Annotated in this window: 17 protein-coding genes, 1 tRNA gene and 1 pseudogene; 10 read left to right on the top strand and 9 right to left on the bottom strand. The window is 40.4% G+C overall.

Annotation, left to right across the window (positions count from 1 at the left end; translation table 11 throughout):
• Positions 1 to 71: 71 nt before the first annotated feature.
• The 5 genes from K348_RS0112065 to K348_RS0112045 all read left to right on the top strand — a co-directional run bounded on the left by K348_RS0112065 (position 72) and on the right by K348_RS0112045 (position 5271).
• Positions 72 to 938 carry a nucleoside phosphorylase gene (locus K348_RS0112065; protein WP_029905198.1) on the top strand — a complete coding sequence of 289 codons (867 nt, stop codon included), beginning with the start codon at positions 72 to 74 and terminating at the stop codon, positions 936 to 938.
• The gene (locus tag K348_RS0112060) at positions 938 to 1594 is read left to right on the top strand and encodes a vancomycin high temperature exclusion protein (protein ID WP_029905197.1); all 657 of its coding nucleotides are present in this window, start codon (positions 938 to 940) and stop codon (positions 1592 to 1594) included. Before K348_RS0112065 ends, K348_RS0112060 begins: the two co-directional genes overlap by 1 nt.
• Positions 1595 to 1627: 33 nt before the next feature.
• Complete coding sequence (locus K348_RS0112055; protein ID WP_029905196.1) at positions 1628 to 2776, top strand: porin; 1149 nt, start codon at positions 1628 to 1630, stop codon at positions 2774 to 2776.
• 9 nt (positions 2777 to 2785) lie between these two features.
• The gene (locus K348_RS0112050; protein WP_029905195.1) at positions 2786 to 3343 is read left to right on the top strand and encodes a DUF4269 domain-containing protein; all 558 of its coding nucleotides are present in this window, start codon (positions 2786 to 2788) and stop codon (positions 3341 to 3343) included.
• 95 nt (positions 3344 to 3438) lie between these two features.
• Positions 3439 to 5271, top strand: a complete 1833-nt coding sequence (locus K348_RS0112045) for a glycoside hydrolase family 2 protein (RefSeq protein WP_029905194.1) — start codon at positions 3439 to 3441, stop codon at positions 5269 to 5271.
• 80 nt (positions 5272 to 5351) lie between these two features.
• Here K348_RS0112045 and K348_RS0112040 read toward each other — a convergent pair whose 3' ends face one another.
• Both K348_RS0112040 and K348_RS0112035 read right to left on the bottom strand, forming a co-directional pair.
• Positions 5352 to 6674, bottom strand: coding sequence for an NCS2 family permease (locus tag K348_RS0112040; RefSeq protein ID WP_029905193.1), 1323 nt, complete (start codon positions 6672 to 6674; stop codon positions 5352 to 5354).
• An 11-nt stretch (positions 6675 to 6685) separates the two neighbouring features.
• Positions 6686 to 7405 (bottom strand): DUF5020 family protein, encoded by a 720-nt coding sequence (locus tag K348_RS0112035; RefSeq protein WP_029905192.1) that lies wholly within the window; start codon positions 7403 to 7405, stop codon positions 6686 to 6688.
• 216 nt (positions 7406 to 7621) lie between these two features.
• On the opposite strand from K348_RS0112035, the gene K348_RS0112030 reads away from it, so the two are divergent.
• Both K348_RS0112030 and mnmE read left to right on the top strand, forming a co-directional pair.
• Positions 7622 to 7696 (top strand) — tRNA-Pro (locus K348_RS0112030).
• Between the two features lie 79 nt (positions 7697 to 7775).
• Entirely contained in the window at positions 7776 to 9170 is a 1395-nt protein-coding gene (gene mnmE / locus K348_RS0112025) for a tRNA uridine-5-carboxymethylaminomethyl(34) synthesis GTPase MnmE (protein WP_029905191.1), read from the top strand.
• Positions 9171 to 9670: 500 nt separating this feature from the next.
• Here mnmE and istB (K348_RS0112020) read toward each other — a convergent pair whose 3' ends face one another.
• Entirely contained in the window at positions 9671 to 10417 is a 747-nt protein-coding gene (gene istB / locus K348_RS0112020; protein WP_029901791.1) for an IS21-like element helper ATPase IstB, read from the bottom strand.
• Positions 10418 to 10435: 18 nt separating this feature from the next.
• A complete protein-coding gene (gene istA, locus K348_RS0112015) occupies positions 10436 to 11959 on the bottom strand; it encodes an IS21 family transposase (RefSeq protein ID WP_036930072.1) in 1524 nt (507 codons plus the stop codon).
• A gap of 236 nt (positions 11960 to 12195) precedes the next feature.
• On the opposite strand from istA, the gene K348_RS19430 reads away from it, so the two are divergent.
• The 3 genes and pseudogenes from K348_RS19430 (at position 12196) to istB (K348_RS18475) (ending at position 14310) form a co-directional block, all read left to right on the top strand.
• Positions 12196 to 12987: a helix-turn-helix domain-containing protein gene (locus K348_RS19430; protein ID WP_231496786.1), complete on the top strand. Its 792-nt coding sequence runs from the start codon at positions 12196 to 12198 to the stop codon at positions 12985 to 12987.
• Positions 12988 to 13153: 166 nt separating this feature from the next.
• Positions 13154 to 13543, top strand: a complete 390-nt coding sequence (locus K348_RS19425) for a hypothetical protein (protein ID WP_231496783.1) — start codon at positions 13154 to 13156, stop codon at positions 13541 to 13543.
• A gap of 22 nt (positions 13544 to 13565) precedes the next feature.
• Positions 13566 to 14310 (top strand): annotated as a pseudogene (gene istB, locus K348_RS18475) (IS21-like element helper ATPase IstB).
• 448 nt (positions 14311 to 14758) lie between these two features.
• On the opposite strand, the gene K348_RS0112000 reads toward istB (K348_RS18475), so the two are convergent.
• The 5 genes from K348_RS0112000 to K348_RS0111980 all read right to left on the bottom strand — a co-directional run bounded on the left by K348_RS0112000 (position 14759) and on the right by K348_RS0111980 (position 23271).
• Entirely contained in the window at positions 14759 to 15697 is a 939-nt protein-coding gene (locus K348_RS0112000; protein ID WP_029905190.1) for a family 43 glycosylhydrolase, read from the bottom strand.
• 24 nt (positions 15698 to 15721) lie between these two features.
• Positions 15722 to 16648: a family 43 glycosylhydrolase gene (locus tag K348_RS0111995; protein ID WP_231496800.1), complete on the bottom strand. Its 927-nt coding sequence runs from the start codon at positions 16646 to 16648 to the stop codon at positions 15722 to 15724.
• A gap of 77 nt (positions 16649 to 16725) precedes the next feature.
• Positions 16726 to 18126: a GDSL-type esterase/lipase family protein gene (locus tag K348_RS0111990; protein WP_029905188.1), complete on the bottom strand. Its 1401-nt coding sequence runs from the start codon at positions 18124 to 18126 to the stop codon at positions 16726 to 16728.
• Positions 18123 to 20789, bottom strand: a complete 2667-nt coding sequence (locus K348_RS0111985; RefSeq protein WP_029905187.1) for a beta-glucosidase — start codon at positions 20787 to 20789, stop codon at positions 18123 to 18125. The genes K348_RS0111990 and K348_RS0111985 overlap by 4 nt, the downstream gene beginning before the upstream one ends.
• Positions 20790 to 20901: 112 nt before the next feature.
• Positions 20902 to 23271, bottom strand: coding sequence for a TIM-barrel domain-containing protein (locus tag K348_RS0111980; protein ID WP_029905186.1), 2370 nt, complete (start codon positions 23269 to 23271; stop codon positions 20902 to 20904).
• Between the last annotated feature and the right edge of the window lie 2 nt (positions 23272 to 23273).

Genomic DNA, 23273 nt, shown 5'->3' with positions numbered 1-23273 from the left:
CATTATCAATTCTTTCATTAGTAAAATAATCGGTCAAAAATCTCTATCTTTGCAACTTAAATAAAAAAGCTATGCGAATAATTCCGGATTCAGAACTCATAATAAACGATGACGGCAGTGTATTTCATCTGCATATAAAACCCGAACAGCTTTCGGATAAGATAATAATGATGGGCGATCCGGAAAGGGTAAACCTTACCGCCTCATTTTTCGATAGTATAGAATGCGATATCCATAGCCGCGAGTTTCATACTATTACAGGTACTTATAAGGGAAAACGCATAACAGCACTTTCGCACGGCATCGGCCCCGACAACATAGATATAGTTATCACCGAACTGGATGCTCTTGTCAATGTCGACTTCAAAACCCGTGAAGTAAAGAAAGATTTCCGGCAACTGACAATGGTGCGGGTAGGTACATCAGGCGGACTACAGCCTCATTGCCCTATCGGATCATATGTTGTAGCAGCAAAATCGATCGGCTTCGACGGTGTATTGAATTATTATGATGGCCGTAATAATATCACACTCAATGATTTTGAAGAAGCATTCAAAAAGCATGTCGGATGGAATCCGCAACATTGCTCCCCATATGTAGTAAAAGCAGATGAAGATTTAGTGTCGCGTGTCGGTCATGATATGATAAAGGGAGTTACTATTTCGGCTATCGGTTTTTACGGGCCACAGGGAAGATATGTCCGTATGCCGCTTGCCAATCCGGATCTGAACAGCAGAATAGAATCGTTCAAATTCGATGGCGAGACAATCACAAATTACGAAATGGAAAGCGCCCCGCTTGCCGGTCTTAGCAGGCTAATGGGACATAAGGCAATGACAGTATGTACTATCATAGCAAACCGCCTTGCAGGAGAATCGAATGCAAATTACAAAGGATCGATAGAAGATTTAATTAAGAAAGTTTTGGAACGTATCTGATGAAATCCCGAACGAAGAAAATAATTAAGAAAGTTTTGCTGATAATATTTATACCCGTTATATTGGTAGCGCTAGTTGTTGCCTTTGCCAACTGGAAGATACCGCACGATACCAAAGATTATGTCTACAATAATGTAGACAGCATACCACCTCAAAAGGCAGCGCTGGTATTGGGTGCAGCCCGATACGTCGGTAATCGCCAGAATTTATATTTCACATACCGCATGCAGGCAGCTAAAAAGCTTTACGAAGCGGGAAAGGTGAAAGTCTTTGTAGTCAGTGGAGATAACAGCCGCAAAGACTACAACGAAGCTAATGATATGCGCAACGCCCTTATCGAAATGGGTATTCCTAAAGAAATAATTCATATGGATTATGCCGGATTACGCACATTGGATTCGGTGGTACGAATGAATGAGATCTTCGGACAGGAATCATTTATCATAGTATCGCAGGAGTTCCATAACGAAAGGGCAATTTTTCTTGCACAATATTACGGTCTGGAAGCATACGGATATAATGCACAGGATGTCGTTTTAGGCCGATATTCGTATAAGACTAAAATACGGGAAGTCTTTGCCCGTGTAAAAGTTTTTATAGATATCCTTACCGGGAAAGGACCGAAATATCTGGGAGAGCCTATCAACATCGATTAAATTAACATTAACATAATTTATTTTCAAAATTCTATGAAGAAGCTGTTATCCATGCTATTAATCATTACGGCATGTACAACTATTTATGCGCAGGACTCTAATAAGGAACTTATCGATAAACTGGTTGAGAAAAATATTTTGTCACGAAATGAAGCAGACTCTTTATTGTCTTCATCCACAGAAAGTTCGAAAAGCACCTCATTCACCCACACTGTAGAAAAAGTCAGAGAGGCATTCAATACCCCTTATATGCAATTCGGCGGATACGGACTGATGATGTATAAATACAGCGACGTAAACGATGTAAAACACACGTTGGATGCAAGGGTCATATTCCTGACGATGCAGGGACAGTTATTTAATAATTTCAGGTATTTTGCAATGATGGAATTCGTAAAGCCTACTCTTACTGAATTTTATATAGACTGGACTCCTTCTTCCAAATTCAATCTGAGAGTGGGCCAGGCAAAAACACCCTTTTCACAGGAAAATCAATTTTCACTGACAGCTTTGGAATCTATAGTAAATACGCGTTCGGTTTCTGCATTAGCGGGTATGGGCGACGATGTATTAAAGAAGCAGAATGACAGAAATAATATCGGACGCGATCTGGGTATTAAGGCTTCCGGTAGCCTTATAAATATGCATACTCATGACTTTCTAGAGTACGGAATAGGTCTTTATCAGGGTACAGGGCTAATCACCAGCGAAACAAATAACTCGAAAGATTTTATTGCCAATATTATGCTGCAACCTTTAAAAGGTTTCCGTATAGGCGGTGGCGGATATTTCGGCGAAGCAACCTACATCAAAGACGGGGAAACAGAAAAAGCCGACCATGTGCGTAACCGCTGGATTGTCAGCAGCGATTATAAAAGCAGTTGCTTCTACGCCCGTGCCGAATGGATAAAGGGTAACGATGGCGGTATAAAGAAAGAAGGTATTCATGGCGTCGGATTATGGTATTTCATTCCAGAGAAGCTAAATGCTTTTGCTAAAGTCGACTACCTAAATATGGATAAGGCAATAAACAGTGAAGTAATGGATTATACCTTCGGTGTCAACTATTACTTTTATAAGTCGTGCCGCTTCCAACTCAATTATACATACTCGGATTATTCCAATAAATGGGATGCACCCAACTCAAATGTCGTATTGGGACAAATGCAGATTGTATTCTAATTTCCTCATATGACCGACTGGCTGGATATAGAATATCTCAAATCGGGAAACGACAGGCAAAGAAATGCTCATCGGATATTGAAAGAGATAGACATATTTTCTGTATTGCGAGAGTGCGAGCCGGTATTAGTAGGCACTATTCCTATCGGAATTGATATATCAGGAAGTGATCTGGACATCATATGTAATGCCGCTGATCTAAGCAAATTTCAGGAAATAGTACGCGGGTATTTTTCCAAATATCAATCTTTTTCTGATTATTTCAGATCAGATTCATATGTGGCTTCTTTCGAATATAAAAAGACACCGATTGAAATTTATGCAGAGTCTAAACCGACTACCGCTCAGCATGGATATAGGCATATGTTAATAGAAGACCGTATCTTAAAGTTGGCAGGAGATGATTTCAGAAACAAAATTATTGAATTGAAAACCGCAGGGTACAAAACAGAACCGGCATTCGGCATATTACTGAAATTAGAGAATCCATATAGCGACCTCTTGAATTTGGAAAGCCTATCTGACAATAAGTTAAATGCTTTTATCCAATCAAATTTAACAAATTAGATTTATATAATATATCGGTCGTAAAAATTACATATATTTGCGATGCCTTATCCTTTTGGAAACACCAAAGATATATTACCATAATCTATAGAAACATGAAAAGAATCACACTGTATTTAGTAATTATCCTTTTATTATCCGGATTGTCCGGATTGAATGCTCAGAAAAAAGCAGACTTTATCCTCCCTACCCCTTGGTCTGAAATCGCGTTTAATACAGAAGTACCGTTACCCGAATATCCACGTCCGCAAATGGAACGCTCGGAATGGGTCAACCTGAACGGAACATGGGATTATATGGGAGGGAAAGAACTGGCTGATCCGGTTACAGCCGACGTGCCTCCTACATTTAAGGCAAATCCTGAGAAAATACTTGTACCATTTGTACCAGAAGCCGATTTATCCGGTATTAAGCGTAAAGATGAAGTAAACCTTTGGTATAAACGAAATATCACTATTCCCGAAAACTGGAAAGGCAAACGAGTTCTACTTAACTTCGGTGCTGTAGACCGCATCGCTACCGTATTCGTAAACGGTAAAAAAGTCGGTAGTCATACAGGCGGATACACCAGTTTTAGTTTCGACATAACCGACTATCTAAAACAAGGTAACAATACCCTGATAGTAGGAGCTTACGACCCTAACGACGGAAAAGCTGCATCAGGCAAAAACGGTCCGAAAGGAGATTATACTTTTTCATCGGGTATATGGCAGACTGTATGGATGGAACCGGTAGAAAAAGAACATATCGCACAATTGAAACTCATCCCCGACCTGAAAAATAACCGCCTCGAGATAACCGTATTATCGGATAGAAACGATATGATAGTTTCTGCTATTGCATCCGACAACGGCAGGGAAGTAAAAAAAGCAGACGGAAGTACAAATCAGAAATTTTATCTGACACTTACCGAACCTAAATTATGGAGTCCTGAAAATCCATTCCTGTACGATCTCAAATTGCAATTGAAAGACAAAAAGGGAAAAGTCGTGGACGAAGTAAAAAGCTATTTCGGTATGCGCTCTATTTCTTTAGGTAAAGTCGACGGAGTAACAAGAACATTGCTAAACGGAGAATTTGTATTGCAACTCGGACTTCTCGATCAGGGTTACTGGCCTGACGGTATTTTCACTGCACCAACAGAAGAAGCCCTGCGTTATGATATAGAACTGACACAAAAAACAGGCTTCAACGTAATACGTAAACATATCAAAACAGAGCCTCAGCGCTGGTACTATCACTGCGACCGCATGGGAATATTGGTATGGCAGGATATGCCTAATATATGGGAACCTGATGGTGTCGACTCTGTAGCCGTTCGCCAGCAGTTCCGCACCGAATGGAAAGAGATTATCGATCAGCATATCAGTTCGCCGTCTATAGTTACATGGGTACCTTTCAATGAAAACTGGGGAGCATTTGAGGTTACGGATATTACAGACTGGACAAAGAAATACGATCCTTCAAGACTGGTGAATGGTAATTCGGGCTATAATTTTGCACCGGGATACCGCAAAGCCTACGGTGATCCGGGCAACGGAGATTTTGTAGATTTACACAACTATGGTGAAATTAATGAGAAAAACACCCCTAAAGCAGAAGAAAACAGAGCATCATCCATTGGAGAATTCGGAGGAAAAGGATTGTTTGTGAGAGGCCATCTGTGGCCGGTAAGAAATAATGCTTATCAGATACTGGTCAATAAAGAGATATTATCCGATACGTATGTTATGCTCATTACTGAAGTGGAACAGATGATGAATTACCGTGGGGTAAGTGCGGCAATATATACACAGACTACCGATGTAGAGCATGAAATAAACGGTTTGGTTACTTATGACAGGAAAGTTGAAAAAATGGACTTCGAAAAAGTAAGAAATATCAATCAATCTATCATTGCAAACAGTAAAAAGCTGAATAAAAAATAATCAAATCAAAACCAGTATAATAAGAAAAGGGATTATTCAAATGAATAATCCCTTTTTATTTTAAATAGTATAATATTACTTTAACCCATTATATGAGAAGCATCCAATATTATTTTCAGTAAGAACAATACCGCTATCACATATACTGTTGTCGAAACATCTTTGTATTTTCCTGCACATACTTTGATAAATGCAAAGCTCAACATACCGAATACAATACCTTCTGCTATACTGTATGTAAAAGGCATAAACACGATTGTCAGGAATGCAGGCAATCCTTCACTCATATCATTGAAATTGATTTTCGCTACGGATGAAATCATAAACAAACCGACGATGATTAACGCCGGAGATGTCGCTGCCGGAGGAACCATCAGGAATAACGGTGCGAAAAACAATGCCAAAGCAAACATTAATGCTGTACTTACAGAAGTAAGTCCAGTACGCCCACCCGAAGCAACACCGGATGCACTTTCCACATATGCTGTAATTGTACTTGTACCAAGTATCGAGCCGACAGTAGTACCTAATGCATCAGAAAAGAGAGCCTTTTTCATTTGAGGAAAATTACCGTCTTCATCGGCAAGTCCTGCTTTGGATACTACGCCTATCAGTGTACCTACCGTATCAAAAAGGTTTACAAACAATAGGGTAAACACTACAACCAGCATATCGAAAGACAGAATATGTTCCCAGTCGAATTGTGCAAAAATAGGCGCAATAGACGGAGGCGCACTGATTATGCTTTTGTCAGGTAATGTAACATCACCGAGTATAATGCCGAATATTGTTGCAGCAACTATACCTATCAATATCGACCCGTTCACATTTCTCACAAATAATACAGCCGTTACAATCAATCCGAGTAATGCAATCCAGACGCTATGTTGCGAAAAATCCCCCAAAGCAACAAGTGTATCAGGGTTAGAAACTACGATATTCGCATTTTTGAGACCTATTAAAGTGATGAAAAGCCCAATACCGACAGGAATTGCATCTTTCAGCACTTTAGGTATACTCTTTACAATCAGTTCGCGTACATTGAAGAATGTCAATAAAATAAAGACAATACCTTCAATAAATACAGCGGTGAGAGCGAATTGCCACGGATAACCCATTACTCCGCATATAGTAAAAGCGAAGAACGCATTCAGCCCCATACCCGGTGCCTGTGCAATAGGAAGTTTTGCATATAAAGCCATCATTAACGTGGCAAAAACCGTCGCTAACGCTGTTGCCGTGAACAATGCATCTTTGTCCATACCGGTAGTCGATAATATACTTGGATTTACAATCAGTATATACGACATAGTAAGAAATGTAATAAGACCCGCCAAAAATTCTTTGCGTATGGTCGTCTTATTTTCTTTCAGTTTAAAAGTCTTCTCTAGCAGATTTTTCATTTTCTAAAGTCTTAGAAGTTCCACTTAGCGGCAATAGTAGGATTTATGTAAGCCTTATCTTTATTATTTGTAAGGAAATTGTTGCTTATTTCAATTTCGCTTCCTAAAGCCAGATTCTCGGTTACATTATACCAGAATTGAGGTTCGGTCAGTAATACAATTTCTTTACCGCTTTCACCTTCTGCATGGAATTTATTCTTATTCTGAGTCCATAAATCCATAAACCCGCATACTCTGAATTTATTATTGAACAGGTCTATACCCCAAGTTACAGTCCATTGGACATCATTACTTACTTTTTCAAAGGCATTGTATTTATAAACAAGGTATGTTCCCAATACTGCCTTTCCTATCATAGTTGAATAAGATGCTCCTGCCATATAAGCATTTGCTATCGAGAATCCGAAATTTTCAGCTTTCCCTACCCCACCGTTAAATTCAGCATGCGCCATAATCGGGCTTTTACCTATCTTGATATCGCGGGCTATTTCGAGATAAGCCGTTCCGATATTGCCACGGCTCTGGTTAAAATCTAAATCAACGAACATAAATGTCGAACCCCATCTATCAGGCTTAAACATCTCGAAAGTTGCCGTAAAATAATTTTTCTGGGACATCTTATCTCCATGTAAAGCATGACGCGGATCGAAATGCAATTGCAGATTCTGGGCATGCACAGAGAAAAATGAAAGCATTAATAACGCTATCGTAAAGAATACCTTTTTAACCATATTTTTCAGATTTGGAATTAAGATGCAAAAATAAACAAAAAAAAGGGCTATTATTAAGATGATGCCTATTTAACTAAATAAATTTGCTACCAGTAAGTTATCGGAGATAATTGTATTCTGTAAATAAAAAGAACTAAAATAACAAACAGAATTTTTCATTTATTTGTTTTGAAATATAAAAAAATATCATACCTTTGCACCGCTATAAGCAAAAAACGGGATGTAGCGCAGTCCGGTTAGCGCACCTGCTTTGGGAGCAGGGGGTCCCAGGTTCGAATCCTGGTATCCCGACAAAATTTGAGGTCTAAATTATTCATGTAATAGTTTAGACCTCAATTCTTATAATAGCTATTTAAGAATTGAGGCCTAAATGATCAAAGAAAATAATATTATCACAGCTATATCTACTCCTGCCGGAATGGGGGGAATAGCCATTATCCGTCTTTCCGGTAAAGGTTGCATAGAACTGACAGATACCGTTTTCAAAGCTCAAAATAATAAGAAACTTTCTGCTCAACAACCTAATACTATTCACTTCGGTTCCATAATCAAAGATGACGCAGTACTCGACGATGTACTTATTAGTATATTCAAAGCTCCACATTCATTTACAGGCGAGGATACTGTAGAAATATCATGCCATGGATCGATATATATCCAGCAAAATATCTTGCAATTACTTTTGTCTAAAGGTGCTACACTAGCTCGTCCCGGAGAATTTACACAACGAGCTTTCCTTAACGGAAGAATGGATTTATCTCAGGCTGAATCCGTTGCCGATCTGATCTCCTCTTCATCCGCAGCAAGTCACCGTCTTGCTATGAACCAGATGCGCGGTGGTTTTAGCAATAAGTTGGTTGAACTACGCACAGAATTACTCAATTTTACTTCATTGATTGAACTTGAACTCGATTTCTCTGAAGAAGATGTAGAGTTTGCCAATCGTGAAAGGTTGAAAGAAATCGCTTATGACATTTACCTTCATATTAATAAACTGGCTGATTCATTCAGTGTTGGAAATGCAGTAAAAAATGGAATTCCAGTTGCTATTATCGGGGAAACCAATGCAGGAAAATCCACTTTATTAAATTTGCTTTTGCATGAAGAAAAAGCCATTGTTTCAGACATTCATGGTACAACACGTGATGTTATAGAAGACACAATCAACATCCAGGGCTTAACATTTCGCCTGATAGATACAGCGGGGATACGCGACGCATCAGATGAGATTGAAACAATCGGAATAGAGCGCACATTCAAAAAACTGGCACAAGCGAGTATTGTTCTGTGGATAACAGATGTTAGCTCTTCCGATGAACATATTAATGATTTAGCAGAAAAAATACTCCCTTCGATAAAGAATCAAAAATTAATTCTCGTTTTTAACAAAGTTGATACTATATCGGCAGAAAGAAAGAAGAATAAAGAACAACTTCTCCTTGATGAAATACCCGACCGCATTTTTATTTCAGCCAAATATGAGCAGGGAGTAAAAGAGCTAGAAGGCTTTCTCGTAAAAACGGCAAACATTCCCGAAATATGTGAACACGATATAATAGTAACAAATGTAAGACATTATGAAGCTTTACAAAATGCCCTTACCGCAATAAAACGTGTTATTGACGGACTGGACTTAAATCTTTCCGGAGATTTTCTTGCTCAGGATATTAGGGAATGCATGCATTATCTGGGCGAAATAACTGGAGAAATTTCTACAGATGAAATATTAGGGAATATTTTTAGTAAGTTTTGTATCGGCAAGTAATTAGAAATTAAAATTAATCGAAAATAATTATAAACTATCATTAAACCACTATTTTATAGTGGTTTTCTTTTTTTCTATTCTTATATTTGCTACTCAATAAATCGTGTTGTTTTGAATGATTTTCTGTCAGATTTGTACCGTTTCTGTCAGATGTCGATAAAAGGCATAATTTTTGTTCATAGATTATGCATGATTAGAACACAATGAAACACAATGAAACACAATGAAACATCATGAGACAAAAACAAGGAGAAATAAACTGATTTCTGATGAGTTGGAAAAAACGGTAAAAATGACCCCTTAAAAACGGCGGAAAATGATCCCTTGAAGTTATGCCGTTCAAACAGTAAAAAGTTGTTCTCGGGATTGGGGTCTAAAAGAAGAAGATTTAAGCCCGAGTTAAACTTAATATTTATCGGTCTACCCAGGTAATGGGTCCACAGATTTTACAAAAATAGGTATAAGTCCCAACATCTCTATATTCGGACCCACATAATTTATCAGCGATACATATTTTCATTTTTAGTTTTCCTTTTTCTGATTGATTCTCCAAATAACTCTACCCTCAGGGAATGATGTACTAATCGGTCGAGTACGGCATCGGCAACTGTTTTCTCACCAATAACGTCATACCAACCTTTAACAGGGACCTGCGAAGTAATAATAGTAGATCTCTTTTGATGCCTGTCTTCTATTATATCCATCAGTATTCCCCTTGCCTGAGAGTCGAAAGCCTGCATACCGAAGTCATCCAGTATAAGCAGGTCCATCCTCTCGATACGTTTAAAGTCGTTTATAACAGAGCCTTTGACCTTTGCAATCTTCAGTTGGCTCATCAGTTTTGCAGTACTGGCATATAATACCTTATATCCATCCTGGCATGCTTTATTACCCAATGCGGTAGCCAGATAGCTCTTACCTGTTCCTGTGGGTCCGGTTATGAACAGGTCTTTACTTTCTGCGACAAACTCCAGGGCAGCTAACCGCTCAACCTGATTACGGTCCAGTCCCCGCTCAAAGGTGTAATCAATCTCTTCTATCGAAGCATTGTAACGGAATGAAGCAGCTTTAACCGCCCTTTCAATAGCCCTGTTTCGGCGGTTGTCGAACTCACTGGCCACCAGGTGTCCTATAAACTGATCCTGGGTCATTTGTTCTTTCAATGTATTTTCCAGTGATGTCTTGAAGGCGTCGTGCATACCAAAAAGGCGCATCTGACGCATTTTGTCTAATGTTTGATTGTTCATTGTTTTATTTATTAAAGGTTATTTATAATAGTCTTTCCCCCTGATATTTTCATGCTCCGGGATGTCTGCCGTTTCTTCGGGAACCTCAATAAGTTCAGACTGGGTTTTAAGTATATCCTGTATCTCAAGGAAACTATACCTGCCATAGCTGTCGGCAAGACGGCATGCGGCAGCCAGCCTGAGAGGACCTACCTTACGGGCTAAAGACAGGATGCCCGAACAGCTTTTATTAGCCTGGTCAACATAGCGCTTCTTCTCCAATACCTTACGGATGTAAAACTCGACATCTTCATTTATCTCGGCAGCCTGTTTAATAAAGGTCTCAGGTGACCATTCCAGGATAGCCTTATGCTTTGGAGACAAATGTTCAGGATTGGTTGTATGTTTAAACTCAAGGCGGTTACGGGTATGGCAAGCCACACAGGTATAGCCGTCAAATATCTCCACATCACTTGTCGTATAGGATATCTTCAGCTTTTTACCGATATAGATATAAGGGACGCTATAATAGTGGATATCTTCACGCAGACGGACATAGCCGTCTTTACCTACTGTTGCCATAATGTGCTTTTTTATCTGATAACGTATCGGATTTAGCGGACCCAATACATCGCGCTCAATCTCCTCAAAATAACTCCTGCGGGAGTAATTACGACGACTTAAAAGCTGGTAGTTATGTATCTCAAGGGCTGACCGTATAGCCGCATTCAATGACTTTAAGTCCGGACAACGCAGATGTTCTATCCGGGTAAAGATATCTTTGTATGTTAATTTTACAGCATTCTCTACTACTGATTTATCTTTAGGTTTACGCACACGGGCTGGTAGAACGGTTACGGCATAATGCTCGGCAAAACGCTCAAACTCTTCATTGAGTACCGATTCGTAACGTCCGGCTTTTGTCACGGCTGCTTTCAGGTTGTCGGGAACCATTGCCTGAGGGACCCCACCGTAATAATAAAAAGCGTTTTCACAGGCTGATATAAAATCTTCCTTTGTCTGGCTGGAAACCGCTTCTACATAAGTTAACAGGCTGCAGCCCAATATAGCTACGAAGACTTCTACCTGACGGGGAGATTCCCCATGAGGATATATCCATAATTTATCTCCTGTATAGTCGATAAACATTTTATCCCCGGCTTTATGCTCCATCCGCATCGAAGGGTTGGTAATCATCCGGTAACGCTGGATAGCCAATCGGAACTGAGTAAGTCCATAGCCATCAGGATGGTTCTGTCGATATTTATCCCATTGCTGGAGGGTAGTGGCTCCTTTACGTCCAAGTTCTTTGCAGATATCGGGCATTAAACCTTCCAATTCTTCCAGGCGGGGATTAGGTTGAAGCATACAAGCCGGTACACAAAACAGGTCGTGAAGCTCGGCATCACTTTTGCCATGAAACTCTTCGTAGGTCATTTTCAAAGAGTTCCACTTTTGAACGTATTTTTTTACTGTATTACGTGAGGTGCGAGCCATCGCTGCGATGGTCTTTAAACCCGTTTGCTCCTCATACAAACGGATAATGGTTCTAAGTTTGTTCATCTTAATTGGTATGTTCGGCATAATCTTCTGATTTTGGTCGCCGGTCAAGCTAACAAAATCTTACACTTTTAATACCATCTTTGAACAACTTTTTAACAATTACCCTTGCCGGGGTCAGTTTGAAACGTTTTTAGGGGATCACTTTCATCCGTTTTCAAGGGGTCAGTTTCGACCGTTTTTTAATGGCCATTTTCCGCCGTTTTTAAGGGGTCGTTTTTACCGTTTTTTCCATTAGTATGTTAAAACTACGACAAGTAATCCGTCTTTACAATCAGGGCAAAGGCACCAAAGCCATTGCCGGTATGTTGTTTATCTCGCGCAACACGATCAAGAAGTACCTGCACATTTTCCTTGGTTCAGGCCTTAGTTATGAAGCCTTTTCAGCGATGAGCGACTTGGAGTTATCCCAAAAGTTCCTGGTGGCGGCCCATCCAGAGAAAAGCCAGCGACAGGTAGATCTGGAGGCTCTGCTTCCGGGTATATGCAGGGAGCTCAAGCGTAAAGGCGTCACCAAAGAGATGCTCTACAGACAGTATATAGAGAAGTACCCTGAAGGTTACGGCATCTCCCGCTTCTGCGGTTTTATCCGGCTGTATTTAGCCCGGCATCGTCCGGTTATGCACATCGAACATAAAGCAGGAGACAAGATGTATATCGACTTTACAGGTCAAAAACTACATTTGGATAATGGTGACGGAACCAAGGGCAGTAAATACGAAGCGGTATTGAACGAGTCCTTCGCTTGCTTTGCCGAGCATTACTCGATGACTGTGCTTGCGGCAAGGGCCTACAAGCCACGTGATAAGTCCCTGGTCGAAGGTGCGGTAAAGCTGGTATATAAAACAATCTTTACCAAACTGGACAAGCGTATCTTCTATGACTTGAGTTCATTGAATGCTGCTATCCGGGTCGCTTTGGAGATACACAACAACACACCTATGTATAAACGGGAGTACAGCCGCAGGCAACAGTTCGAGGTGATTGAGCGTGATGTGTTGCAGGACCTGAACCCGATCCGCTATGAGTAGTTAAAGGAACAGGCTCAACTTACCGTCTGGAAGAACGGATATATGCGTTTAGGGGTGGATACCCATTATTACAGTGTGCCCTATAAATACATCGGTAAAACAGTCAAAGTCCTTTACTCGTCGCAGTCTGTCGAAGTTTACTACCGGCATGAGCTCATTGCCCAGCATGCGCAACAGACGTAAATATCAGTATACCACCAACACCGAACACCTGGCTTCCCAACACCAGTTCCTGACCGAGTGGTCTGCCGAGAAGTTCATCGCCCAGGCCATGGATATACATGAGGATGTGGCGGAGTACATAGCTAAGGTCCTGGAGGAAAAAACATATCCAGAGCAGGCCTACAAGTCTTGTTCGGGCATACTGAGTTTCTCCCGGCGTGTAGGTAACGAACGTCTGATAGACGCCTGCCGCTGCGCCCAATCCTTCGGACAATACGGTTACAGGGTAATAGAAGAGATACTGAACAAGCGTCTGGATAGGTTAAAGCTTGAAGATGAAGCTGCACGTATACCCAATCATAAAAATATCAGAGGTAAAGACTATTATCAGTAAACATTTAAATCAAAAATAAATCATGAACAATCAAACATTGGACAAGTTACGCCAGATGCGCGTATTTGGTATGTATGAGGCTTTTAAGACCAATCTGGAAGGCTCCTTTAAAGAGACATTACACCCGACCAGTTCATCTGCCTACTGGTAAACAGTAATGGGATGACCGTAAGAACAAGTCCATAGCCAGGCTTATCAAGATGGCTAACTTCCGCTACAAGGCATCCCTGGAACAGCTCGACTACTCGGTAGAAAGGGGTTTGGATAAGAATGAAGTACACAGGCTGGCTTCGTTGGACTTTATCAAGGAACACAAAGACTTGTTTATTACAGGTAGCACAGGGACAGGAAAAAGCTATTTGGCATCGGCATTAGGCTTTCATGCCTGTCAGATGGGATACAGAGTGCTATATGCTTCAACAGCCAAATTGATGGGACAGCTTAAACTGGCTAAAGCCAAAGGTACCAACCTGACCGAACTTAAAAGGATAGAGAGAACAGACCTGCTTATACTCGATGACTTTGGCTTACAACCTTTTGACTCACAGGCAAGAGTCACTCTACTGGTTATCATAGAAGACAGGCAGGGGAAGAAGTCCACATTGATTACATCCCAGATACCGGTTAAGGAATGGTATGATATCATAGGGGAGAAAACTATTGCCGATGCTGTATTGGACAGGATTGTACATCAATCCCTGAGAGTTGAGTTACATGGTGAATCACTCAGACGTAAAAAGTCTAACCAGGAATGTTTATATTTGTGAAATTTAATTAGTAAAAACCGACAAAAATAATGGCTTTTTACAAACAAAAATGACTGCTTTTTTTACTCCTAAACAAAAAATCTCTAGGGGGGCAATTTAGATTAGAGCATGGGGGCAATTTTAATGTTATTTCCAAAGAAAAACAATTTGTAATTTATTGAATATTAATAGATATGATAGATATTGCAAGTAAAAATTTTACATTTTTTCACTAAAAATACAAGATAAATCATAAAAGCCTCTCCGTTTTGTCTAATATTGCAGTTAATATATTGATAATAAATTATATACAAAGTGTGCATCGGCAAATAAAATACCCTATCCTTGAACGGCTTAATTAAGTAAATTCCCATAATGCAAAACGTGAACAAGGACACATTTAAAAACTAAAAGTGGGTATGTGCCATCTTATTTATTAAAAACTGTGAAAATCAATAAATAATATATACTAATATTTCCAACCCTGCTTTGTCGGAGTTACTTCTTTTATCGTTCCATCGGAGTTGTATTCCAACTTGTCTACACAAATAGAACGCAAATTTCCTTTTCCGGAAAGCGAACTGTCATGATAGAATGCATACCATTGTCCTTTATATTCTACAATTGATCCATGGTTTGTATCACAATCAGTAGGGTCCATGTATATTCCCTGATAAGTCCATGGGCCTAAGGGACTTTTACTGGTTGCATATTTTTTGCGGTTAGCTCCGGGATTATTATCCGAGTACGAAAGGTAATATGTGCCATTGTATTTGTGTACCCATGTTGCTTCATGAAAATCATCCAAACCTACCATATCTTGCAATTTCCCGTCTAACTCTACCATATTACTTTTCATCTTGGCTCCTTTACACCTGCCACCGCCTCCATAGTAGAAGTATGTTTGATTGTCGTCATCTGTAAAAACGCAAGGGTCGATCATAGCAAAGTTATCTTCGCCCAGATCGATGTATCCCTGTACTTTGAAATCACTGGCAGGCTTGTTACTTGTGGCAACTCCCACCTTCCAAGTCTTGTTCCATTCCGTACCGCTCGGATGAGGAAAATAAAAATAGTAAGTTCCATCTTTATAGGCACAATCCGGTGCCCACATAAACCCACCTTCGGGTCTTCCCCAAGGTACCTGACTCGATCTGAGAATTTCCCCATGGTCCACCCAATTGATCATATCATCGGTAGAAAACACATGATATTGATCCATCAGGTCACAACCTTTAGGTGGTGCAATATCATGTGAAGCATAGACATATAACCGTCCGTCCGCCCATACATGAGCAGAAGGGTCAGCTGTATACATATGCCTGATAAATGGATTCTGCTGACTGTAAATATTGTTTGATACGAGTGCTAATATCAGAAAACTGATAGCTAAAAGAATCTTTTTCATTATATGGTTTTTATCGGTTAAATTTTATTTCCATCCTTGTTTTGTCTGTTTCACCATCTGTATTGTCCCATCCGGATTAAAATACAACTTGTCGACACAAATTGAACGCAGCCAATCGTTAAATTCTCCATTCTTTAGCGAGAGTGAACTGTCATGGTAGAAAGAGTACCATTGGCCTTTATATTCAACGATCGAGCCATGATTTGTATAGCTATTGGTCGGTTCCATATAAATCCCCTTATGTTCCCATGGCCCGAGCGGACTTTTACTGGTAGCATAACGCATCCTGTTATCACCTTTTACTCCGTCATTCCAATTTTCGTCATGGTTATCAGAGTAAGACAGATAATAAATTCCGTTCCGCTTATGTATCCATGGTGCTTCGTGAAAGTCATGAAGCCCCTCCATCGTTTGCAGCTTTCCGTCCACTTCCATCATGTTGTCTTTCAGCTTTCCGCCTTTGCAGACACCTCCGCCTCCTTGATAGATATATACCTGTCCGTCGTCATCCATAAAAACATGAGGGTCTATAATAGACTCCATTCCTTTTACATAGCCCTGTACCGTAAAATCTTTCGCAGGGTACTTACTTGTTGCCACTCCTACTTTCCAGCTATGATCCCATTTCGATTCGCTAGGATGAGGAAAAAAGAAATAATAAGTACCATCTTTATAGAGGCAATCCGGAGCCCACATGAATCCACCTTCAGGCCTTCCCCATGGCACCTGGCTAGATCGTAATATCTCACCATGATCTACCCAGTTTACCATGTCGTCTGTGGAAAATACATGGTATTGATCCATAAGGTCACAGCCTCTTGGCGGAGCGATATCATGAGATGCGTACACATAAAGTCTACCGTCTGCCCATACGCGCGCTGATGGGTCGGCTGTATACATATGCTGTATAAAAGGATTCTTTTGAGCAAAAATATTCATAGAAAAGAACATTGATAAAGAAAGCCCTAGGAATAGGCCGGCTATTTTAGTTGTTGAGAAGAAAGATTTTTTCATATAGATTATTGATTTTAATGTTTGTATGTTGCTTTCAGTATAAAATCTACGATTGGAGAAGGATTTGGGAAGCTGTGCGGATGATGTTTAAAGCCCGGTTTCATTATTACTGTGATATCTCCACCTTGTGCTTTTATCTTTTGTTCGAACCGTATAGTCTGAGTCGGCGATACAGCTTCGTCCTGATCGGCACAAAGGATGAGTATCGGATACTTTCCTTTCACAATATCTTCTACTTTGTCTATAGGACTTCCTTTAAAATTGCGAATATCATCTCTGGTTTTCAGATTATATGCATCCATAAAGTCTTTAGTCATTTGCCCCAAGTCGCCTTCTTTGTCGGCCAGATATCGGCAGTCCAATAGGGGATTATCTATATACACGCAATTTACTTTATCGGGATTCGCCGCAGCCCAGCAAAGAGAGTACATAGCTCCGCGGCTCATACCTTCCATTGTGCTTTTCTTCGATAGTCCTGCTTTGGTGAGTATTGTATAGAAATCCGTCCAGATGGATAAAGCTTCATTATTTCCCATTAATTCGGCCACATCACAATAAACAAGGTGAAAACCTCTCTCAAGTAGTGCAATGTCAGTCTGAGGTTCGTGTGCCCAAAAACGTGTGCGCCATATCCACGGCTTGTTTTCTGCCGCAAATCTTGGTTTTACCACCTTACATTCCCGCCCTCTTATTTTGAAATCGGCACACGTATAACCTTTAAAGTTGCTGACTGTATACTGTTCCTTTATATTATTCAGTAAATCGAAACTTTTATCCGTACCGAGTACGACCTGATCATATAATCTTTTGGCTATGATAGACGAACCCTCATCTTCGGGATGTATATTATCTGGCATCAGGTCTTTCCTATCGATAAGTAGCGAATGCATATCCAGCACTTCTACGTTTTCTTCATAAGCAGCCTGCTGCAGCCGTGGAATTATCCGGTCTACTATTACACGATCCCATATCTGAGTAGTATCTGGCTCAAATGATACGAAAGGCAGCATTACTATTATACGCGGATTGGACGGAAGATTCTTGAAAGAACGTATCATATCTTTACAATCATCTGTCATTTCATCCATATATATTCTGTTCTGCAACTTTGCATCATTTCCACCCAGATCAATGAATACGATATCAGGGTTACACTCGAGTGCTTCTTTATATTGTTTTGTTTCCCAATATGAAAAATCACCTTTACGTAGGATTGTCCGGCTTCCGAGCCCAAAGTTGAGTACTTTGTATTCGCTACCGAGTAAACGGGCTAATTGCGAAGGATATGAGTCTTTTGCAGGATCCGTTGTGCGGACGCCCTCGGTAATACTGGCTCCTATGCATGCAATCTTCTTTTGTGCTTGTATTGATAATGTTATTGTCAAACAGCATAATAAACTGATAAAGTATTTCATTTTACAACATTTATTGTCTGGGTCAGGTGAATATTTTTAGAAGAACTGCCTACCATAATTTCGAATTCGCCCGGTTCTACAACACGTTTCATATCTGCATTTATCAATGACAGGTGTTCCGGTGTGAGAACTATTTTTACATCTTTGTTTTCTCCGGCTTTCAGGAATACATTAGCAAACCCTTTAAGCAGTTTCACAGGAGTGGCTACGCTACTAACCTTATCATTTATATATAATTGTACCACTTCCGACGCATCTATATCTCCCGTATTTCTCAAATTGACGGTAACTGTAATATTGTCCGTAATATTTGGATTCTCTGGCAAAATATTCATTCCGGAGTAAGTGAATTCCGTATAGCTGAGACCGTAACCGAATTCATATAACGGGTCACCGTTTCCATCCACATATCTACGGCTTGCCGAAGGTTTTTTCGAATAATAGATCGGTAATGTACCTTGTTCTTTTGGAAAGCTGATCGATAATTTTCCGGAAGGATTGTAGTCTCCCCACAATACATCGGCAATAGCATCTCCTCCCGATTCTCCCGGATACCATGCTTGTAAAAGGGCGGATGAATTGGCTGCAATTTCGGTAAGCACGAGAGGCCTGCCGGTGAGCATTACTGTTACAACAGGTTTATTGGCTTGTTTTGCTGTTTTAATGATATCCAGATCAGCCTGATGCGGATAGAGGTTTTGCCTGTCGCGGCTTTCACCTACTTCGCTATCTGTTTCTCCGATCACTACAATGGTGACGTCGGACACCGCAGAAGCACGGGCTACATCTTTAAACAAGGACGACGAGGTAATCTGCGTCATTCTCCACCGGAGATTTACAAAAGCAATGTCTTCCAGTTCGGCATATTCCAGCCGTATAGGTACCGGCTTACCGGCTGTCATATTTATTTTTCTGTTAATAGTTTGTTTTACCTTATCTATTCCCCAGCAATCGATAAACAGTTCATTATTTATATAGACGCGTGCATAGTCGTCCGCATTCAGGTAGAATTCATATTCACCAGTTACTGGTGCGGTAATATATCCGTTCCACCGGACTGAAAAGTTATCCGAATTTACTCCCGGGGCGGGACTGAGATTATGCCAGTATACGGATAGGTTATCATTAATCGAGTTATAAACAGGGGTACCGCTAAAGTCGGTATTATTGAAAAACTCGATATCTAATCCGTTCTTGTCTGTAGTCGATTTTGGCGTCAATGCAGTAGGTGGAATGTTGGAAAATCTTTCCGATATATCGCTATTTACAAAATTGATCTTCACATTGTCCCCGAATCTCTTTTTCAGTGCCTGATATACCGTTACCCCTTTTGCCCCGGCCGGAGAATAACCTCCTAATGAAGACACATTTGCCAGACTACCGACAAGAGCTATCGATTTTATATTTTTATCCAGTGGCAAAACATCATCTTTATTCTCAAGCAATACGATCGATTTGTGGGCAGCCTCTAATGCAAGTTTCTGATGCTCTTCGCTATGGTATACTTTCCCTGCGAGAGACTCATCCGTGTAAGGATTATCAAATAACCCCAGTTCGAACTTTATCCTTAATACACTCCCGACAGCTCTGTCTAAATCTTTTTCAGGGAGTTTACCGTCTTTCACGGCCTGAACGATTGTTCTTTGGAATACATCATGGGGATAATCATAGAATTGCATGTCCAGCCCAGCTTTCAGAGATGTGATGATTGCCTCTTCACCCGATGCAACAGTATGATGGTCTTTATATTGTTTGGCAATAGCTCCGAGATCAGATACGACGAAACCATCGAATCCCCATTCATCCCTTAGGATCGTTTTTAATAACCAAGGGTCGGATATCGCAGGAATTCCGTCTCTTTCGTGGTATGCTGCCATTATTCCTTTTGCTTTAGCTTCCGTTACGGCTTTTTCGAATACATAAAGATGAGTTGAACGGGCTTCACGCTCCCCGATGAATACGGGAGATGTATTTACGCCTCCTTCGGGTATACCATGTATGGCAAAATGTTTTGGTTCGGCTACAACTGTATTATTATCTTTCAGGCTATTTCCCTGCATTCCTTTTATCAGATTGACTGCATAGCGTGATGAAAGATAAGGGTCTTCCCCGAATGTTTCTTCGGTGCGCCCCCATCTTATATCGCGTGCCAAATCGAGATTCGGTCCAAGCACGAAATGTATCCCATGGGCTCTGGCCTCGGTAGCAATGGCTTTACCTATATTATTAATCAATGTAGTATCCCATGTAGAAGAATTACCTATAGGGGTTGGGAATGTCGTTGCACCTTCTCCCTGATAACCGTGCAGCGCCTCTTCAATGAAGATAATAGGAATTCCTAAACGGGAATTTTCAACTGCCCGTCTCTGGACTTCATTGGCTATAGCCGCCGTTTTGGGATAGAAATCATGGATGGAACCGATGCACATTGAATCGAGGAAGTAGCGGGCTTCATTCTCTTTCAATTTATCGGGCCCGTCCAAGATATCATTGGCCGAAAGCATGTCCAATTGGGCAGCTTTCTCTTCCAATGTCATACGGGAGAGCAGGTCCTTTACCCTATCTTCCGGCGAAGCATTTGCATCTTTGTAACGCGGCGTGTCTGAGCATCCATAAAGGAGCAAAAAGAAGAAAACCATTGATATGTAATAAATCTTTTTCATGGCTAAATGATTTAAAGCGATTCTATGTTAGTTTACTCCTTCAAAAATATTTTCTTCTCATTAAAATTACCTTAATAGAAACATTAAGACACACTTAATTACTGCTTAAACACTACAATTTAATATTAATTTCATCACCTGTATATACAATAAGTTTATCAGGTTTTCCTAAAGAATGCTGAATGCTTTTTCCGTGATTGAGAAGGGTGACTTTAAAATTTCTTTTTTGCAACATACCCGAAAATTTTCCCTGACGCGAAGCTATGGTTAATGTCTTTTCTTTGTCATCCCATTTCATCTTTATGACAGAGAATGCACCTTTTTCGTAATTGTAGTTATCATTCTCATCTTCATAAAGCACAAATTCTGCGTCTTCTCCCGGATAAATGAATATATCCAGATCATTCCATCTCTTTTCTTCTGCATATTGTACTTTCGGCCCCCACGGAAGAATAGTTCCGGCCTTGATATATAGTGGTATTATATCTATCGGAGTGGCTTTACTTATTTCTTGGCCGCCTTTGATTTTTTCACCTGTCCAGAAATCATACCAGTTAGTTCCTTTTGGCAAATATATTTTTTGCATAACTGCTCCGTCGATATCTTCAATCAAACGCCCTCTGCTACGATGAACGTACATGGAATCGGTAACCGGAGCAACCAGAATCGATTTTCCGAACATATATTCATTATCGATTTCATGAACCTTTGTGTCTTTTGGAAAATCCATGCTCAGAGCACGCATCATAGTGCCTGCATTTTGGGTAATATCGTACCCGATCGAATACATGTAAGGAAGCAAGCTGTAACGCATATTGATATATTTTTCCTGAGCATCGAACGCCCAATCACCTCTTTTTCCGAACTGGTAAATCTCACGTGGAGTATTCGTTCCGTGCGAACGCATCATAGGCGTAAATGTGGCAAACTGCAACCAACGGACATAGAGTTCATGGAAGGCCTTATCCCTGACTCCTTCTTTATATACCCGGTCTGCCCAAAAACCACCTATATCTGTATTCCAATAAGGAATGCCACATAGGGAAAAATTCAATCCGGCAGATATTTGCTTACGAAGCACACTCCATCGGGAGTCGATATCCCCCGACCATGAATTAGCAGCATAACGCTGCTGCCCTGCAAAAGCGGAACGGGTGAGTATATATACGCGCTTGTCGGAAGTAACCCTACGCTGATTATCATACACACCACCAACAGAAACCAAAGGATAGGCATTAGCCACATCACGGTATGGCCCCAGAAATGTTTTCTCATCGAATGATGATTCCCCAGTACTATTTTCCGGTTCTGTAGCATCCAGCCACCAACTATCCATTCCGATAGAAAACATGTTTTTATTCATGTAGCTCCAATATATTTTACGGGCTTCAGGATTAAATGCATCATATACTTTCACTCCGTTATCCTGTGGAAATGTCTCGAAATCGAATAAAAGCTTTTTCTTTTTCAAATCCTTATGAATATTGGTTTCCGGACCAAACGACGGCCAAACGGATATAGAGATATGTGCATTCATTTTATGCACATCCTCTATCATTTGTTTTGGGTCGGGAAATGCCGGATTTCCAAATTCGGCAGCGTTCCAACGTTTATTATCAGTACTCCAATATTGCCAATCCTGTATAATACCATCGAGAGGTACTCCCAGATCACGGTACTGCTTTACCGTTCCCAGCAATTCATCCTGAGAGGCATAACGCTCGCGGCTTTGCCAGAATCCATATGTCCATAGCGGGAACATAGGAGCCTGTCCTGTAAGGTCACGTATCTGTGCAATTGTGCCGTCCATATTTTTTCCATACATAAAATAATAGTCAATACACTTACCCGAAACAGAAGAAAAAGATAGTCCATCGTAAGAATCTTTGTATGTAGTAGGAGAATAATTATCCCAAAATACCGCATATCCTTTTACCGAATGAATAATAGGAATAGCAATCTCCGTATTCTTCTGGCTAAGGGAGACTTCTTTACCCCGTTGATTCATATATCCCTGCTGATGCTGTCCCAGACCATAAACAGCCTCCTGTTTGTCAAATAGGAAAGTTTGTTGTATTTCGTATGTTTTCCCGCTTTTGTAATTTCTAGGGGTAAATACGGAGGAAACGCTTTTCTCAGCGATGAAAGGGCGAGTGTCTGTTCCGTTGAAAGCCACATCTCCTGTAAGAAGATTTAATGTAACTACTACTTCTGTAGATGAAAGTGTAATTACATTGTTATATCTTTCTATCTGAAAATCCGTTTTCTCAGCTTGCTTTATTACTGATAGGCTCTGTTTCTTGGGAATATCACCTTTCGGGTATTTTAATACACGGACGATCGTCGGACTGTAGAACTGAATTTCAATGCCTGTCGGGCCAATATCAGTTTTAACTCCGGTAGCTGTTTGTTTATAGTCTTGTGCATATAGCTGTGCAGACAACACCATAATGAAAAATGTGAATAGTATAGTTTTTTTCATAA

The organism is Prevotella sp. 10(H) (assembly GCF_000711235.1).
In the GTDB taxonomy this organism is placed as follows: Bacteria; Bacteroidota; Bacteroidia; order Bacteroidales; family Dysgonomonadaceae; genus Dysgonomonas.
This window is presented reverse-complemented; position numbering and strand designations above follow the sequence as displayed.